This window comes from Sphingomonas sp., assembly GCF_035998645.1.
Taxonomy (GTDB): Bacteria; Pseudomonadota; Alphaproteobacteria; order Sphingomonadales; family Sphingomonadaceae; genus Sphingomonas.
Genome location: NZ_DASYHL010000005.1, coordinates 434,479 through 449,935, shown reverse-complemented (window position 1 = coordinate 449,935; position 15,457 = coordinate 434,479). Strand labels below are relative to the sequence as shown.

The 15,457-nt window shown below is 64.8% G+C and carries 11 protein-coding genes and 2 tRNA genes; 2 read left to right on the top strand and 11 right to left on the bottom strand.

Annotated features, from left to right (window positions below; all coding sequences use genetic code 11):
- Nucleotides 1-286: 286 nt before the first annotated feature.
- The 5 genes from VGN66_RS15795 to VGN66_RS15775 all read right to left on the bottom strand — a co-directional run bounded on the left by VGN66_RS15795 (nucleotide 287) and on the right by VGN66_RS15775 (nucleotide 4,195).
- Nucleotides 287-1,486: a tyrosine-type recombinase/integrase gene (locus tag VGN66_RS15795; RefSeq protein ID WP_327519758.1), complete on the bottom strand. Its 1,200-nt coding sequence runs from the start codon at nucleotides 1,484-1,486 to the stop codon at nucleotides 287-289.
- Nucleotides 1,487-1,691: 205 nt separating this feature from the next.
- Nucleotides 1,692-1,889: a hypothetical protein gene (locus tag VGN66_RS15790; protein WP_224920057.1), complete on the bottom strand. Its 198-nt coding sequence runs from the start codon at nucleotides 1,887-1,889 to the stop codon at nucleotides 1,692-1,694.
- Between the two features lie 6 nt (nucleotides 1,890-1,895).
- A complete protein-coding gene (locus tag VGN66_RS15785; protein WP_327519757.1) occupies nucleotides 1,896-2,948 on the bottom strand; it encodes an amino acid dehydrogenase in 1,053 nt (350 codons plus the stop codon).
- Nucleotides 2,949-3,038: 90 nt separating this feature from the next.
- Nucleotides 3,039-3,115, bottom strand: a tRNA-His gene (locus VGN66_RS15780).
- A 51-nt stretch (nucleotides 3,116-3,166) separates the two neighbouring features.
- The gene (locus tag VGN66_RS15775; RefSeq protein ID WP_327519756.1) at nucleotides 3,167-4,195 is read right to left on the bottom strand and encodes a hypothetical protein; all 1,029 of its coding nucleotides are present in this window, start codon (nucleotides 4,193-4,195) and stop codon (nucleotides 3,167-3,169) included.
- A gap of 107 nt (nucleotides 4,196-4,302) precedes the next feature.
- Between VGN66_RS15775 and VGN66_RS15770 the strand changes: the two genes are divergently transcribed.
- Complete coding sequence (locus tag VGN66_RS15770; RefSeq protein ID WP_327519755.1) at nucleotides 4,303-4,956, top strand: 2OG-Fe(II) oxygenase; 654 nt, start codon at nucleotides 4,303-4,305, stop codon at nucleotides 4,954-4,956.
- A gap of 54 nt (nucleotides 4,957-5,010) precedes the next feature.
- Here VGN66_RS15770 and VGN66_RS15765 read toward each other — a convergent pair whose 3' ends face one another.
- The 5 genes from VGN66_RS15765 to lon form a co-directional block, all read right to left on the bottom strand.
- Entirely contained in the window at nucleotides 5,011-7,683 is a 2,673-nt protein-coding gene (locus VGN66_RS15765) for a TonB-dependent receptor domain-containing protein (protein WP_327519754.1), read from the bottom strand.
- Between the two features lie 106 nt (nucleotides 7,684-7,789).
- Complete coding sequence (locus VGN66_RS15760; RefSeq protein ID WP_327519753.1) at nucleotides 7,790-9,388, bottom strand: hypothetical protein; 1,599 nt, start codon at nucleotides 9,386-9,388, stop codon at nucleotides 7,790-7,792.
- A gap of 407 nt (nucleotides 9,389-9,795) precedes the next feature.
- A tRNA-Val gene (locus tag VGN66_RS15755) sits at nucleotides 9,796-9,870 on the bottom strand.
- Between the two features lie 123 nt (nucleotides 9,871-9,993).
- Nucleotides 9,994-10,266 carry an HU family DNA-binding protein gene (locus tag VGN66_RS15750; protein ID WP_066656000.1) on the bottom strand — a complete coding sequence of 91 codons (273 nt, stop codon included), beginning with the start codon at nucleotides 10,264-10,266 and terminating at the stop codon, nucleotides 9,994-9,996.
- Nucleotides 10,267-10,427: 161 nt separating this feature from the next.
- Complete coding sequence (lon, locus tag VGN66_RS15745) at nucleotides 10,428-12,815, bottom strand: endopeptidase La (protein ID WP_327519752.1); 2,388 nt, start codon at nucleotides 12,813-12,815, stop codon at nucleotides 10,428-10,430.
- Here lon and VGN66_RS15740 point away from each other — a divergent pair.
- Nucleotides 12,814-14,565, top strand: coding sequence for a M1 family metallopeptidase (locus tag VGN66_RS15740; protein ID WP_327519751.1), 1,752 nt, complete (start codon nucleotides 12,814-12,816; stop codon nucleotides 14,563-14,565). The two genes, lon and VGN66_RS15740, sit on opposite strands and share 2 nt — an antisense overlap.
- Before the next feature lie 3 nt (nucleotides 14,566-14,568).
- Here VGN66_RS15740 and VGN66_RS15735 read toward each other — a convergent pair whose 3' ends face one another.
- Nucleotides 14,569-15,420, bottom strand: coding sequence for a GGDEF domain-containing protein (locus VGN66_RS15735; protein WP_327519750.1), 852 nt, complete (start codon nucleotides 15,418-15,420; stop codon nucleotides 14,569-14,571).
- Nucleotides 15,421-15,457: the final 37 nt, after the last annotated feature.

Genomic DNA, 15,457 nt, shown 5'->3' with positions numbered 1-15,457 from the left:
AGGATGAGCGTAGCAACGATATCGCCAAGCATTCCCGACATTGCGATCATCCCACGTCAGCGTTTGCGGAGTATAGCGAGAATAACGCCGTATCCAATGCCCCCGCTTTAACGCGCGACCGTCAGCACCCGGAATCAATGATGAATTTATTCGCACAACCCTATTGCACATTTTGCTGCCCCGTGAGCGTGGCCGACGTTCGCCTTTGATCTTGTACGAATGCGAAGCCGACCCTCGGCGACCGCACCAGTTCCAAGCAGGGCGACGGCGCTTGCCTTTTTGACAACTAGGCCCTCCGTCGGATCGGAACGACCTTCGGCGTTTTGGCCGCCCCGCAATAACTGCTCCACGCATCCATGAGCTTACGCCGCTTCTCGAACAGATCGCCGCGCCGATAGGCAGCCTCGGCCTTGTTGGCGATGGTATGGGCAAGCGCGATCTCGCACACCTCATGCGGGAAGCTGGTCACCTCCGATGCCCAGTCCCGGAACGTCGAGCGAAAGCCGTGAACGGTGACGTCGATCTTCATGCGACGGAGCAGCATCGCCATCGCCATCGAGGAATGCGGCGTTCCCGGCTTGGGGCCTGCAAAAACAAACCCCTCGGTGCCTGATTCCGCTATCGCCGCAACGATCTCGATCGCGCGTGGCGACAGTGGCACACGGTGTTCGCGTCCCGCCTTCATCCGCACAGCCGGCACCGTCCACAGCTTGTTCTGCAGATCGATCTCGTTCCAGCGCGCGCCGAGCACCTCGCCCGACCGTGCTGCCGTAAGGATGGTGAACTCCAGGGCGCGTGCGGCAATCGCGCTGCGCCCCCGCAAATCCTCCATGAACGCAGGTGCCGCAGCATAGGGCAACGCGGCATGATGGCCGCGTGACAGCCGCTGGCGCTTGGGCAGAAGCTGGTCGAGGTGACCACGCCAGAGCGCCGGGTTCTCGCCGGACCTATAGCCTTTGGCCTTGGCGGCGCTCAGCACATTCTCGATCCGTCCACGAAGCCGCTCGGCGGTTTCCGGCGTGCGCTTCCACAGCGGCTCCAGCACCCCAAGGATCTCGTGCGTGCCAATCTCGTCGATCGGGCGGTGTCGCAGAGGTGCTGCATATTTGGTCAGCGTCATCTTCCACTGTGCGGCATGCTTGGGATTGCGCCAGGAGGGCGTCATCGCCTCGACATAGGCGTCGGCGAAGTCCCCGAAGCTCGGGACACCCTTGAGCTTGTCGCGCTCGGCCTTGGGATCGCCGCCAGCGGCGAGGATGGCACGCAGCGCGGCGGCCTCGGTCCTGGCGGCTGCGAGCGACATGTCGCGCCCGCCTCCAAGGCCGAGCTCGGTGCGCTTTCCGCGCCGGGTGTACATGAAAATCCAGCGCCGCCGCTTGGCGTCGTCGATGAACAGGTAGAGCCCGCCGCCATCCGAATGTCGGCCCGGCGCAGTGAGCTTTGCGGCCTGAACCGCGGTCAGCTTGTTGAGTGTGCGCGCTGCCATCTCGATGTCTCCGCCGAACCTTTTGGGTCCCACTTTCGGTCCCACTTTGTAGGTTAGATGAAGCGAAATGTCGAGGAAAGCCTTCGGACGCAGAAATCGCCAAAGCACTGGAAACCAATGGAAATATGGAACTTCACGGGCTTCGACGAAACGTCATGAAACAGGGGGTTCGAATTCCACTCTCTCCGCCAATTTTTCCGACAGGCTAGTCGTCGCTCATATCGAGATAGGGAACCACGTCGTTCTCGGTCGCGAGCCAGAGCCCGGCCTGGATGTCTTCCGATTGCTGGCTCGCGATCGCCAGTGCTTCGCTGAGCGGCCCATAGAACAACGTCTCAGCGGCGGCATCCTGCTCGCTAAGATGGTAGAGGCGCACGCTCGCGGTGCCGAAGACAGTGCGCATCCGGATTTAGCCTCGCCCGATCAGCCGCATCGCGATCCGGTCGGCGACTTCGCTTGCCGGGTCGCCGGTGCGGTCGCTTTCGTCCCAAACTTCGGTGAGGCGATCGGGGATGCGGGCGATGCGGGCTTCGACCTCGGCGCGGTCGCCTTGGCCGAGATATTCGAGGCCGACATTGATGATGCCGCCCGCGTTGATGACGTAATCGGGGGCATAGAGGATACCGCGCGCGTGGATGCGGGCGCCGTCGCCTTGCTTGGCGAGCTGGTTGTTCGCGCCGCCGGCGACGACCTTGCACTGGAGCGCGGCGATGCTGGCTTCGGTCAGGATTGCGCCCAAGGCGTTCGGGCTGAAGATTTCGGCTTCGATCGTCGTGATCGCGTCTGCGGCAACGACGTCCGCGCCCAGTTCGGCTGCGAGCGTCTGTGCCTTGTCGGCGTTGACGTCGGCGAGGGTCAGTTTGGCGCCGTCAGCGGCGAGACGGCGGGCGAGACCGCCGCCGACGCTGCCCACGCCCTGTACCGCGACATGCACGCCGGCCATCGAATCGGCGCCGAGCGCGCGCTTCGCCGCCGCCTTGACGCCGAGATAGATGCCGAGCGCGGTGAACGGGCCGGGATCGCCGCCCGCGCTGCCGCCCGCGACGGGCAGGCCGGAGACGTGGCGGGTGCGGGTCGCGATGACCTTCATCCGATCTTCGGACATGCCGACATCTTCGGCGGTCACATAACGACCACCGAGCGATTCGACCGCTTCACCGAATGCAATCAGTTGCGCTTCGGTGATCGTCGCGCCGGATTCGGGGGCGAGCACGACGCCCTTTCCGCCACCCAAAGGCAGGCTGGCCATGGCGTTCTTGAAGCTCATGCCCCGCGACAGCCGCAGCGCATCGGTGATCGCGGCATTGCCATCGGCATAGTGCCAGAAGCGCACGCCGCCCGCTGCGGGGCCGAGATTGGTCGAGTGGACCGCGATCACCGCGCGCAGGCCGCTCGCAGGGTCGGTGATGAGGTGAACCCCCTCATGCGCATCGAAATCAGGCAGGTCCCACACGGCGGTCATGGCGCTTCCAGTCGACTAAGAATATTTCGAGGGCGCGTAATATTCTTCCGCACCGGCGAGCGCCAGCCCAAAATATCAGGGGTAGGAAAATGGGGCGACCGACGGGACTTGAACCCGCAACTTCCGGCATCACAAGCCGGTGCTCTAACCAATTGAACTACGATCGCCGTGAAGGGGCGCGCTTAGCGGCGCCTCCAACGAGCGTCAAGCGCCTGTGATCATGCCATCAACAGATGCGGGTGTACCGAGGCCGCAACCGGCCCCGACCCGGCCGCGCGGGCGATCCGGATGGCGGCCTCGGCGGTGATTCGGCCCTCCCGCGCCAGCGCGCGGGCCGATCCGGCGAGGGTCGGGGTGCCGACAAAGGCATGGCGCGCGAGAATCGCGATGTCGCCGCCCTCAGCCAGCAAGCGGCGCAGGCCGGGGTCGACCGCGACGGTCTCAAACAGCATCACGGGTCCGGCAAAGCCGGTGCCGTCGCACGCGCCACAGCCCGCAGCGCGGTAGATGACCGTCCCCGGATCGACCCCGAGCAGAGCTGATTCGGAGCCCGCCGCCTGAGTCGGGCGGCGGCAGGTCGGACAAAGTCCCCGCTCCTCACGCGCCGCAATCGCGACCCGCAGCGCAAAGGCGAGCAGATGGCGTTCGACGCGCGCAGCGCGGAGGCGGGCGATTGCCGCCATGACATCGGGCGCATCGACGCCCAGCACGATGCGGACGCCGCGCTGGGCGTGGTCGAACGCAGCCGACAGCACCGCGCGGTCGCCATCGGCGCGCAGCAGGATCGCGTCGCAATCCATGCGCGCGGCCGTGTCGAGATCGGCGCGGTCGGCATCGACCTGCACGACATGGCGCTCACCGGGCGCGTGGACGGCAGCCGCCATCGCGGTGGCCAAGGTTGCGGGATCGTCAGACGCGATCAGGATCACGCCGCCTGCGGCCAGTGTCTCGCGCTCGATCGCCGCGCGCATTGAGCCGGGCATGCCGAGGTCGGCAAAGCCGCCGACCACTGCGCTGCGATGGATCAGGTCGATCACGACGCGGTCGCCGCGCCGCGTTGCATTCGGAAGCGCCTGCGCGGCGTCGATCCAGTCGGCGCGCGCAACGACACTGCGCACCGGCGCCAGTCCGGAGACGGTGCGGACGAGGACACGGACGCCCTCCCCCTCGCGCACCAGATGCAATGCGGGGATGCCCGCATCGATCGCGGCCTGTACCAGTTGGTCGAGCGTGTCGGCGTCGCGCATGTTGCTGCGCTATGGCGTCAATGTGACATTTCGCCTGCGCTTTGGTGACGTTTTTAAGTCGTGCAGCGCCTCTGGATGCGGGCAATCGCTTCTGGCAGAAGCGCGCGATGATCGCACCCTCGCCCGCCGCCGGATTTCCGATCGAACCCGTGATCGCGCGCCTGAGCGCTCGGCCGGGCATCCAGAAGGTGCCGACGCCGAAGCTGACGCTGTTCATGCGCAAGGGGTTTCTCGACGCGGATTTCTCTGGCGAGTTGATGGCGATGATCGATCGCGACCGGCGGCCCTCGCTTGTCTCCGACTATAATGGCGACGACGTGTTCCGCACGAGTGAGACCTGTGACCTGGCGGTGGATGACGCGGCGGCACAGCGGCTCGACGCGATTATCTGCGACTTTATCGGCCTCGATCCCGCGCATGGCGAGCCACTGCAGGGCCAGCGCTATGCGGTGGGGCAGGAGTTCAAGGCGCATACCGACTATTTCGAGCCTACCGGGGTCGATTTCGAGAAGTTCTGCGCGGTGTCCGGACAGCGGACCTGGACGGTGATGATCTATCTCAACGCGGTAGAGGCGGGCGGCGCGACGCGGTTCAAGGCGATCGACAAGCTGGTGCAGCCCGAGCCGGGGAAGCTGCTCGCGTGGAGCAATTTGCGGCCCAACGGCACGCCCAACCCCGCGACGCTGCACCATGCGATGAAGGTGCGTGCCGGGACGAAGTATGTGATCACGAAGTGGTTTCGCGAGCGGCCCTGGGGGTGATGCAAAAAGGGCCGCCCCACCGGGACGGCCCTTTCTTCATTGCGCTTGTAACGATCAGAACTTCGCGCTGAGGCTCAGCGAGAATTTCCGGCCGACATCATAGGTGTTGGTGTCGACGCGGACATCATTCGGGAACGTCTGATATTCCTGATAGCGCGTCTTGGTCAGGTTGCGCGCCTGGAATTTCAGCTCGAAGTCCGCGCCCGCCAGCTCAAAGCCCTGGCGCGCGACGAGGTCGATGGTCAGGCCGGGCTTTTCGATGATGTCGGGCAGGCGAACGCCCTCGACCACCGGGCCGCGGTTGGTGACACGCTCGCTGGCATAGTTGAACAGCACGGTCAGCTGCGACAGCGAAGCTGTGTCCTCAAAGCCGATCTGGAAATTCACCAGATGGTCCGACTGGCCGACCAGCGGTGCGCCGTCGTCGAACAACAGCGACGATTCGACCGCCGGAGCGCCGAGGATCGGGCTCGGCACCAGCTGGTTGCCCGAGTCGATCTCAGACTTGGTGTAGGTGTAGTTGCCGATCAGCACGAGCCGCTTGGTGGCAAAGAAGCCGCCGCCCAGCGTGTCGAGCGCGATATGCTTCTGCGCCTCGATCTCCGCGCCGTACAGCTTGGCGCTCGGTGCGTTCGAGAAGCCGGTCTGGAGCGAGGTCGAACCGCCGGCGACGAACGCCACCGCTTCGATCGGATTGTCGATCTTCTTGAAGAAGCCCGCCAGCGTGATCCGCTGGTCACGCGCGAAGAACCATTCGTAACGTGCTTCGGCGTTGTACAGCTGCGAGTCGATCAGCAGCGGGTTGCCGATGAACTGGCGGCTGCTCTCGAAATCCTGATAGAGCTGCGGTGCGAGCTCGCGGAACTGCGGGCGCGCGATAGTCTTCGACCCGTGGACGCGCAGCTGCATGTCGGGCGCGAAGTTCCAGGTGACCGTGGCTGCCGGCAGCCAATAGTCGTTGTCGAGGCTCGTCCCCGCGATCGCCCCGGTCGGCAGTACCTGCTGCTTGGCGGTTTCGTAGCGGACGCCAAGCGACGCGCGCAGACCGTCAAGCAGTTCGGCCTCGCCCTGCACGTAGCCAGCATGGACCTTGAGCGAGGCGTCATACGCCGCCGCACCGGTGCCCGTCGATTCGTTGCGCAGGGTGATGCCGTAGGTCTGGATGTTGTAGTCCGACAGCAGATAGTCGGGACGCTGCTGCGCCACCGTCTGGTTCACCGGACCGTTGTTTGGGCCGATGAAGCGGAAGAAATAGCGGTAGGACTGGCGGGCCGTGTCCGAATAGGCATAGCCGGCGGACAGCGTGATCGGACGCGCGCTATCGAACTCATAGGCAATGTCCGCAGCACCGGTCCACAGATCTTCATTGAGGTCGCTGAACGCGATGGTTGCGCCGCTCGGGCTGTTCAGCGTGTTGATATAGTCATCGAACGCGTCGCTATAGATATAGCGGAACGCGCGCTCATAAGGCGCCTTGCGCTTGGTGTTGGCATAAGCGCCGCGCAGGTCGACGTCGATCGCACCAAAGTCCAGCTCGGCAACGACCTGGCTGGTGAACAGCTGGCGTTCGAACCAGTTGGTATTCTGCGTCGCGAAGGTCGGGACGCCGAATGACCCGGGGATACCGAAATTCTCTTCGTCGAACTGGCCGATGATCGCCTGCTTCAGCGTGTCGTGAATATAGACGTTGGTGAAGCGGACCAGATGCTCGCCGCTCTCAAGGCCGATGCCGAGCAGGCCGTTCGCGATGACGCGGTTGTCGGTGGTCACCTGACGGCCATCGCTGGCGAGACCGCCATCGGCGCCGATCGCAACCTGCTGCGTCTGCGCCCGCGTCTGCCAGCTGTTCGACAAGCCGCCCGAACCGATCAGGCCGATGCGAACATTGCCTGCATCAATCGTCTTGGCAAAGCTGGTGCCGACCGACCAGTTGGCGGGGATATGGTTGTTTTCGAACACCACGGTGGTCGGTGCGTTCGACAGCTGCATCAGCTGGGCTGCATCGGTGACCGAGGTGCCGTTGGCGCCGGCCGCGCTAATGAAGCTGGGAACGCTGCGTTCGCCGTCGTCATAGCCGAACACGTCATGGCTGCCGCCGTCATAGGTATAGCCAAGCTCGCTGGTGGTCGCGGCGTCAAAGCCGATCGAGCCCTCGACCTCGAAAAAGCCGTCACGCGGGGCAACACGGGTGGTGATATTGATCGCGCCGCCGCCGAACTCGCCGGGATAGTTGGCCGAGTAGCTTTTCTGGACCAGCGCCGACCCGACGATGTTCGTCGGGAACAGGTCGAGCGGCACCACGCGGCGCAGCGGTTCCGGGCTGGGAAGCGGCAGGCCGTTGAGCAGCGATGAGGAATAGCGATCGCCAAGGCCGCGCACGAAGACGAAACCGTTACCGACGACGCTGAGGCCGGTGACGCGGGTGAGGGCGCCGGCGATATCGCCTTCGCCCGAGCGCGCGATATCCGCGCTCGACAGCACCGACACGACCTGCGGGGTCGCCTTGATGACATTGGGGATGTTGCGGCCGATGACCACGATTTCATCGCTGGTGTCGCCAGCGCCGGGAGCGGAGATTTCGACCTCTTCCTCGTCGGTCTGCGGGGCTCCGGCCTCCTGCGGCGCGGCCTCTGCGGTCGCATCCTGCGCAGCTTGCGCAAGTGCATGCGGTGCGACGAGTTGCGAGGTCAGAAGCAGCAGACTCCCGAATGCGGTGCTCTTTTTCATCTGGTGACGTCCGTTTTCAGAGGCTGGCGTTTGCAGAGGTCCCGCCAAGGAAAACCGGAACCGGCGGCCCCTTTTCCGCCGGTTCCGGTAGTCGATCACGCTGCGATCAGCTGATCGGAACGGTGGTGCAGGCGCTGCCCGCCGCGCCGAAGTTCGCGCGGTTCGAGTTGCAGGTCCAACCCTGGTACCAGGTGTCGCTCGGCCCGCTGATCGCGCCGATATAGCTGGTGTTAACCAGGAACGAGGTGCCCGACGGGTTGAGCGTCGACGCGTTGAACGCGGTCACGCCCGCTGCGCCGGTGCCGGGCAGATAGCCCGAGGTCAGCGCGTTGGCCGCAGTGCCGGTCTTGACGTTGTTGGTACCCGCATCGACCAGTGCTTCCTGCTCGGCGTTGGTCACGGTGATGCTGTTGACCGCAGTTTCGGCCGACAGGGCCCCGGTGCAGGCGAAGTAGTTCGAACGGAACACCGGAGGACCCTGCTCGTCGATCGCCGCGTTGGCAGCGCGGATCGTCGATTTGCCGCCATTGTCGGTGGTGCCGGCAAGGACGTTGAGGCACGGACGGCCCGACACGAAGATGCCGTTGACGAAGGTGAAGTCCGCACCGCCGCGCAGGCGCAGACCGGCGTTGGTGCCGGTGCTGGTGTGCACGAAGGTGAAGTTCGCGATGCGGCCATTCTGACGCGGGGTCGCGTCTTCGTTGTTGTTGGAGTCGATCTCCATCACATAGTTGTCGCTGGTGGCGTTGCCCGGCTTCTGGATCGCGATCGCGAACTGAATGAAGCCCTTCCAACCCACATCCGTATCGATGCTGTCGTCATCGGCGCCGGTGACAACCCAGTAACGGCCATTGTGCGTGCCGCCGAAGATTTCGATGCCGTCGTCCGAGCTGTTGTGGATCTGGATATACTCAAGGCGCGTGCCGCTGCCGACGCCGCCGGTGGTGACACCCTGAAGCTCGTTGGCCGGGCTGATCACCGTGCCCGAATAACGGACCTGAACGTAGCGCATCACGCCCGAATTGTCGCCCGGGGTCGCGCCGCCGTACAGTGCGTTGCCGGTGCCTTCGACGACGTTCTCGCAGTTGGCCGAACCGCCGGTCACGCCCGACAGGTTGCAGTTCGAGATCGGCGCGCGGCCGGCGAGGATGATGCCGCCCCACAGGCCCTGCGATTCGTCGGTCACGCCGCCGGTCAGGTTCTGCTGCGCGGTGAAGATGATCGGCTGGCTCGCCGTACCTTCGGCCGCGATGGTCGAGCCGCGATTGACGACGAGGAAGTCGTTGTCCGAGTTGGTCGTGTTCGCATAGACGATCACGCCCGGCTGAATGGTCAGGTTGCCGGCGGTGCCCGCAGTGCCCGCGCCACCGCGATCCACACCCACATCGACGCGGCCGTTGATCTCATAGGCAACGCCCGGGAGCTTCTGCAGCGTCAGGCTGGTGATCAGCGCCGGCAGGCGGCAACCGCGGAAGCTGCCGACGACGCCGGCATCGGTGGTGCCGGTGGGGCAGCTTGCAGCCGGTGTACCGGGCGCAGGCGTCGGCGACGGGGTCGGCGACGGAGCCGGCGCAGGAGCCGGCGCGGGGACGACGATCACGCCTTCGCCGGGCGAGGCAACGCTGGATGCGCCGTCGCAAGCGGCGAGCGTGGCGCCCGCGACGCTGGTCATCAGGATGAGGCTGATACGCTTGAAGTCGGCCATGAATTTCTCCGTTCCGGTCGATCCCGGTTTGCAGGATGATGGGCGAGCGCCCTGGATCGACTCGGAACATGCCCCCTGCCGATCACGAGGCTCGCGCTAGGCTGCGTCCGTGACGGTGGGATGGGATTCGCAAGAAACTTCGGTGACTGTGCGATGACGCTTTTGTGACCCGCGTTACAGATGCGTGACAAATACGGGCACCTTACTCACTCAAGTAATTGATCTATAACGGTTAGTGCCTGCGGTCGCGAAGCGCGAGGTGTGGCGGTGACCACGGCTGGCTAGCACGAGGGGCATCCGAATGTTGCTGCGTCGCAACAGCCCGCCCAGCGTGACTCGGCCGATCAGGGACCACCCAGCACCGAAACGCAAAAGGCCCGCCGGCAATGCCGACGGGCCTTTGGGAATGGTGGGCGCGGCTGGGATTGAACCAGCGACCCCTGCGGTGTGAACACAGTGCTCTACCACTGAGCTACGCGCCCGATACCGGATCGCCCCGAAAGGCTTTTCCAGCGGCTCCGACGGATCGGAACTCCCCGAAACGGTCCGGGGAGCGGAGCCTCTAAGGGGACGGAACCGGCTTGTCCAGCCCCGTCGCGCCCCTTTTAGTTGACTGCGTCCTTGAGGCCTTTGCCGGCCTTGAACTTCGGCTGTGACGACGCCTTGATCGTCATCGGCTCGCCGGTGCGCGGGTTGCGGCCGGTCGACGCCTTGCGCTTCGACACCGAGAACGTGCCGAACCCGACGAGGCGGACTTCGTCGCCCTTCTTAAGCGCCGCGGTGACCGCGTCGAACACGGCCTCGACAGCCTTGCTGGCGTCCCCCTTGCCGAGGCCAGCGGTGTCAGCGACCGTGGCGATCAGTTCCTGTTTGTTCATGCCCTTTGAACCCCTGCTTTTATTGTTAGGCGTGTTTTGAAAATCGCTCGGCGGCAAAGCGCCGGTGGGACAGCAAAACGCGTCCGCGCCTCGCTGTAAAGCGGAAAGCGGTGCAATGACGGGCAAAGCGCGGAAAAAGTGACTCTATCCGCGCTCAACCATCAGTGACGCAGCGGATCAGGCGTCGCTGCCGGCGGCAACACCGCCAGATCCTCAGCCTCGGTCCATTCGATCGCGGTCAACGGCTCAGTCAGCGCGAGCTTGAGCACCTCATCGACATGCGCGACCGGAATGATCGTCAGGCCCTCACGGATATTCGCGGGAATCTCTGCCAGATCCTTCTCATTCTCCGCCGGGATCAGCACCGTGGTGATCCCGCCACGCAGCGCAGCGAGCAGCTTTTCCTTGAGGCCGCCGATCGGCAGCACGCGGCCGCGCAGCGTGACTTCACCCGTCATCGCCACATCCTTGCGCACCGGCACGCCAGTCAGGGTCGAGACGATCGAGGTGACCAGACCGATGCCCGCCGACGGTCCGTCCTTGGGCACTGCGCCTTCGGGCAGATGGACGTGGATGTCCTTGCGCGCGAAGATGCTCGGCTTGATGCCGTAGCTGGGACTGCGCGCGCGGATGAAGCTGAACGCCGCCTCGACGCTCTCCTTCATCACGTCGCCGATCTTGCCGGTCGTCTTGATCGCACCCTTGCCAGGCACGGTGACGCTTTCGATCGTCAGCAATTCGCCGCCGACTTCGGTCCAGGCCAGCCCGGTGACGGCGCCGATCTGATGCTCCTCTTCGCCGATGCCAAAGCGATACTTCCGCACGCCCGCGAACTCATGGAGGTTTTCGGGCGTCACGATGACGCTCTCGACCTTGCCCTCAAGGATGCGGCGCAGCGCCTTGCGCGCGAGCTTGGCGATCTCACGCTCCAGCGTACGCACGCCCGCCTCACGCGTGTAATAGCGGATCAGGTCGCGCAGCCCGCCCTCGGTCAGTTCGAACTCGCCGTCCTTAAGGCCGTGCGCGTCGATCTGCTTGGCGATCAGATGGCCCTTGGCGATCTCGACCTTTTCATCCTCGGTGTAACCCTCGAGCCGGATGATCTCCATGCGGTCGAGCAACGGCTGGGGCAGGTTCAGCGAGTTCGCCGTGGTCACGAACATGATGTCTGACAGGTCGACATCGATCTCGAGATAATGATCCTGGAACTTGCCGTTCTGCTCCGGGTCGAGCACCTCGAGCAGCGCCGAAGCGGGATCGCCGCGGAAATCCTGACCGAGCTTGTCGATCTCATCGAGCAGGAACAGCGGGTTGCTGGTGCCGGCCTTTTTGAGGTTGGTGACGATCTTGCCCGGCAGCGAGCCGATATAGGTGCGGCGGTGGCCGCGAATCTCGGCCTCGTCGCGCACACCGCCGAGCGATTGGCGGATGAACTCGCGCCCGGTCGCCTTGGCGATCGACTTGCCGAGGCTGGTCTTACCGACGCCGGGAGGGCCGACGAGGCACAGGATCGGTCCCTTGAGCTTGTTGGTGCGCGCCTGCACCGCAAGATACTCGATGATCCGGTCCTTGACCTTTTCCAAGCCATAATGATCCGCGTCGAGCACCCCTTCGGCCTCGACCAGATCCTTTTTCAGCTTCGACTTCTTGCCCCAGGGCAAGCCCAGCAGCACATCGAGATAGTTGCGCACGACGGTCGCCTCTGCGCTCATCGGCGCCATGGTCTTGAGCTTCTTGAGCTCAGCCTGCGCCTTGCCGCGCGCTTCCTTGGACAGCTTGAGCGTGGCGATCTTCTGGGTCAGCTCGGCGACCTCGTCACCCTCGCCTTCCTCGCCCTCATTACCCAGCTCGCGCTGGATCGCCTTGAGCTGTTCGTTGAGATAATATTCGCGTTGGGTCTTCTCCATCTGGCGCTTCACGCGCGAGCGGATCTTCTTTTCGACCTGCAGCACACCCAGTTCGCCCTCCATGAAGGCGAACACCATTTCGAGGCGCTTCTGGGGATCGTCCTCGACCAGCAGGCTCTGCTTGTCGGCGACCTTGACCGCGATGTTGCCCGCGACCGCATCGGCGAGGCGCGAGGCTTCTTCGATCTCGCCGAGCTGGACGGCGGTTTCAGCGGGCAGCTTGCGGTTGAGCTTGGCGTAATTCTCGAACTGCTCGACGACCGAGCGCATCAGCGCCTGAACCTGCGTCCCTTCGGCCGGCTTCTGCTCAACCGGGGTCACGGTGGCGGTGAGATAGCCGTCCTTCTCCGCCATCGTCTCGAGCTTGCCGCGCTCCTTGCCCGCGACCAGCACGCGCACGGTGCCATCGGGCAGCTTGAGCAGCTGCATCACCTCGGCCGACACGCCGGTGTCGTACAGGTCGTCGCGGCCGGGATCGTCATTGGCCGGATCGAGCTGGGCGACGAGGAAAATTTCCTTGTCGTCGGCCATCGCCGCCTCAAGGGCAGCGACCGACTTGTCGCGCCCGACGAACAGCGGCACGATCATATGCGGGAACACGACGATGTCGCGCAGCGGCAGGACTGGATAGGAAGACTTCATGAACACTCCGGTGCTGCCCACAGGGGACAGATTCGTCCAACTATATGGGGATCGCGCGCATCGCATCAATGCAGTGTTTGCCGCGCTTGCGCTGATCGCCCTCCCCGCGCCGGCGCTGGCGCAAAAGGGCGAGCCGCCGATCACCGCGCTGACCGAGCGATCCGGCGGCGAGATCGAGCCCGAGCGGGCGGCGTTGCGGTTGGAGCATGTCGATCTCGACCTGGAGGTGGACGCGGCACGCAAATATCTGGCGGGGACCGCGACACTGACGCTGAGCACCAGCATGCGACAGACGCGGCTGCTGATCGATCTCGACAAGAATTTCCATGTCTCTGCGGTGGCGATCGACGGAAAGCCGCTTGCCAAAGGTGCATGGCGCAATCCCGAGGGGCGTTTGACCATCGACCTTCCAACGCCCGTTGCGGCGGGCGGCAAGGTCATCGCGCGCATCGCCTATGCCGGGCGACCGCACGAGGCGGTGAACGCACCGTGGGACGACGGTTTCGTCTGGTCGAGCTGGCAGGGCAAGCCGTGGGTGGCGACCACGGCACAGGGCTATGGCTGCGACCTGTTCTGGCCGTGCCTCGATTTCCCGGCTGGCGAAGTTCCGTCAATGCGGATCGGGATCATCGCGCCCGACGGGGTGTCCGCGATCTCCAACGGCGTTCTGCGCTCGATCGACCCGATGAAGGGGGGCGTGCGCCGCTGGAACTGGGAAGCGAAGACCATCAACCCCTATCTCGTTGCGATCAACATCGGCCCGTATCGCGAGATCAAGGGCGGCTACGCCAGCAAGTTCGGGAACAGCGTGCCGCTGCACCTGTGGCACCTGACGGGGAAGGACAAGCAGGCCGCCGGGCTGTTTGCCGAATTCGCGCCGACGCTCGATTTCTACGAAGCGATGATCGGCCCCTTCCCGTTCGCGCATGAGAAGCTGGGCGTGGTCGAGACGCCGCATCTGGGCATGGAGCATCAGACGGTTAACGCCTATGGCAACGACTATCGCAAGGACGCGACCGGGTTCGACTGGCTGTTCCACCACGAGCTGGCGCATGAATGGTTCGGCAACCAGATGACCGCCGCCGATTGGGACGATTTCTGGCTGCACGAGGGCTATGGCCAGTACATGCAGCCGCTATACGGCCAGTGGCGCGAGGGGGAGGCGCGCTATGCCGCGATGATGGCGGAGCAGCGCAAGGGCATCCTCAATCGCCAGCCTTTGGTGTCGGGCCGGTTGCGCACCTCGGACGAGGTGTATCAGCTCGAAAAGGGCGGCCCGGGCACGGATATCTACTACAAGGGCGCGTGGGTACTGCACACGCTGCGCTACCTGATCGGCGACGCGGCGTTTTTCGATGCGACGCGGCGGCTGGTCTATGGTCGGTCTGACCCGAAGCCGGGCAATTTCAAGCCGCGCTTTGCGACGACGCCGGAGTTCGAGACGTTGATGAACGCCGCCGCAGGGCGCGACCTTGGATGGTTTTACCGCGTCTATCTCCGCTCGGCGGCGTTGCCGGAGCTGGTGGAAACGCGTGATGGCGACCGGCTGACGCTGGAGTGGAAGGTGCCGGGCGCAGGCCCCTTCCCGCTCCCGGTCGAGGTTCAGATCGACGGCGTGGTCCAGCGGGTCGCGATGGACGCTGGACGCGCAACCATCGCGGTCCCGGCCAGCGCCCATGTTGTGATCGACCCGATGGCCCGCCTCCTGCGCCGCAGCCCCGCGATCGAGGCGATGCAGGCGCCGCGTTAGGGACTATTCCACCAGCAAATGCGCGTCACCGACGCGCAGCTGGTTCCGGCCCGAGCGCTTCGCGGCGTAGAGCGCCGCATCGGCACGTGCCATCGCCAGCGAAAGCGGTTCGCCCTCGATCGCGACGACGCCGCCCGAACAGGTCACTGCCGCGCCATCGGGCCGTTCGATCAGGCCGTTGCCGAGTCGACGGGCGATGCGCTGAAGGATCGCGGCAGCCTCACCCTCTTCGGTGGCGGGGAAGAACACCGCAAACTCCTCCCCACCCCAGCGCCCGACGCAATCCGCCTTGCGCACGCCGCGGGCGAGGTAGGCGGCGAAATCCTGTAGGATTGCATCGCCCGCATCATGGCCGAACTGGTCGTTGATCGACTTGAACTTATCGAGGTCGAGCAGCGCGATCGCGCCCTCGCCCGCCGCCTCTGCCCGCGCAAGAAAGCCGCGTCGGTTGAGCAGGCCGGTCAGCGGATCACGATGCGCGGCCATGTCGAGTGCAGCCACCCGGACCTTGGTCGCCTCGCTCGCGCGGGTCACCCCGGCGAGGAGTTCGGTCAGCATGTCGCCATCGCTGACCGCTTCCAGCGCCTCGGCCTGTTCGCGTTCCAGCGACTGCACGGCGTCCGTCGCCGTGCGCACCGGGGCGAGCAGCCCGTCGATCCCGATCAGGGTGAAGACCGTCCCGATCAACGTCGCGCCGAGGACAACGCCGAGGTCGGGCCAGTCGATCATGCCGCTGGTGAATTGCCAGCCGGCAAAGGTCAGCAGCGGGATGTGCGTGCCGATGAAGCAGATGGTGAACATCCGCAGCCGCAGGCTGGAGGGGAACAGGAACCGCGTCGCATTGTAAAACCGCAAGATTTCCTCCTGACACCCGCCCCGGGAGCAAGAGGAA

What these genes read in the sequence shown, in the direction of transcription:
- VGN66_RS15795 (WP_327519758.1), bottom strand. Translation starts at nt 1,486, where the DNA reads ATGGCAGCGCGCACACTCAACAAGCTGACCGCGGTTCAGGCCGCAAAG.
- VGN66_RS15790 (WP_224920057.1), bottom strand. Translation starts at nt 1,889, where the DNA reads ATGCGCACTGTCTTCGGCACCGCGAGCGTGCGCCTCTACCATCTTAGC.
- VGN66_RS15785 (WP_327519757.1), bottom strand. Translation starts at nt 2,948, where the DNA reads ATGACCGCCGTGTGGGACCTGCCTGATTTCGATGCGCATGAGGGGGTT.
- VGN66_RS15775 (WP_327519756.1), bottom strand. Translation starts at nt 4,195, where the DNA reads ATGCGCGACGCCGACACGCTCGACCAACTGGTACAGGCCGCGATCGAT.
- VGN66_RS15770 (WP_327519755.1), top strand. Translation starts at nt 4,303, where the DNA reads ATGATCGCACCCTCGCCCGCCGCCGGATTTCCGATCGAACCCGTGATC.
- VGN66_RS15765 (WP_327519754.1), bottom strand. Translation starts at nt 7,683, where the DNA reads ATGAAAAAGAGCACCGCATTCGGGAGTCTGCTGCTTCTGACCTCGCAA.
- VGN66_RS15760 (WP_327519753.1), bottom strand. Translation starts at nt 9,388, where the DNA reads ATGGCCGACTTCAAGCGTATCAGCCTCATCCTGATGACCAGCGTCGCG.
- VGN66_RS15750 (WP_066656000.1), bottom strand. Translation starts at nt 10,266, where the DNA reads ATGAACAAACAGGAACTGATCGCCACGGTCGCTGACACCGCTGGCCTC.
- VGN66_RS15740 (WP_327519751.1), top strand. Translation starts at nt 12,814, where the DNA reads ATGAACACTCCGGTGCTGCCCACAGGGGACAGATTCGTCCAACTATAT.
- lon (WP_327519752.1), bottom strand. Translation starts at nt 12,815, where the DNA reads ATGAAGTCTTCCTATCCAGTCCTGCCGCTGCGCGACATCGTCGTGTTC.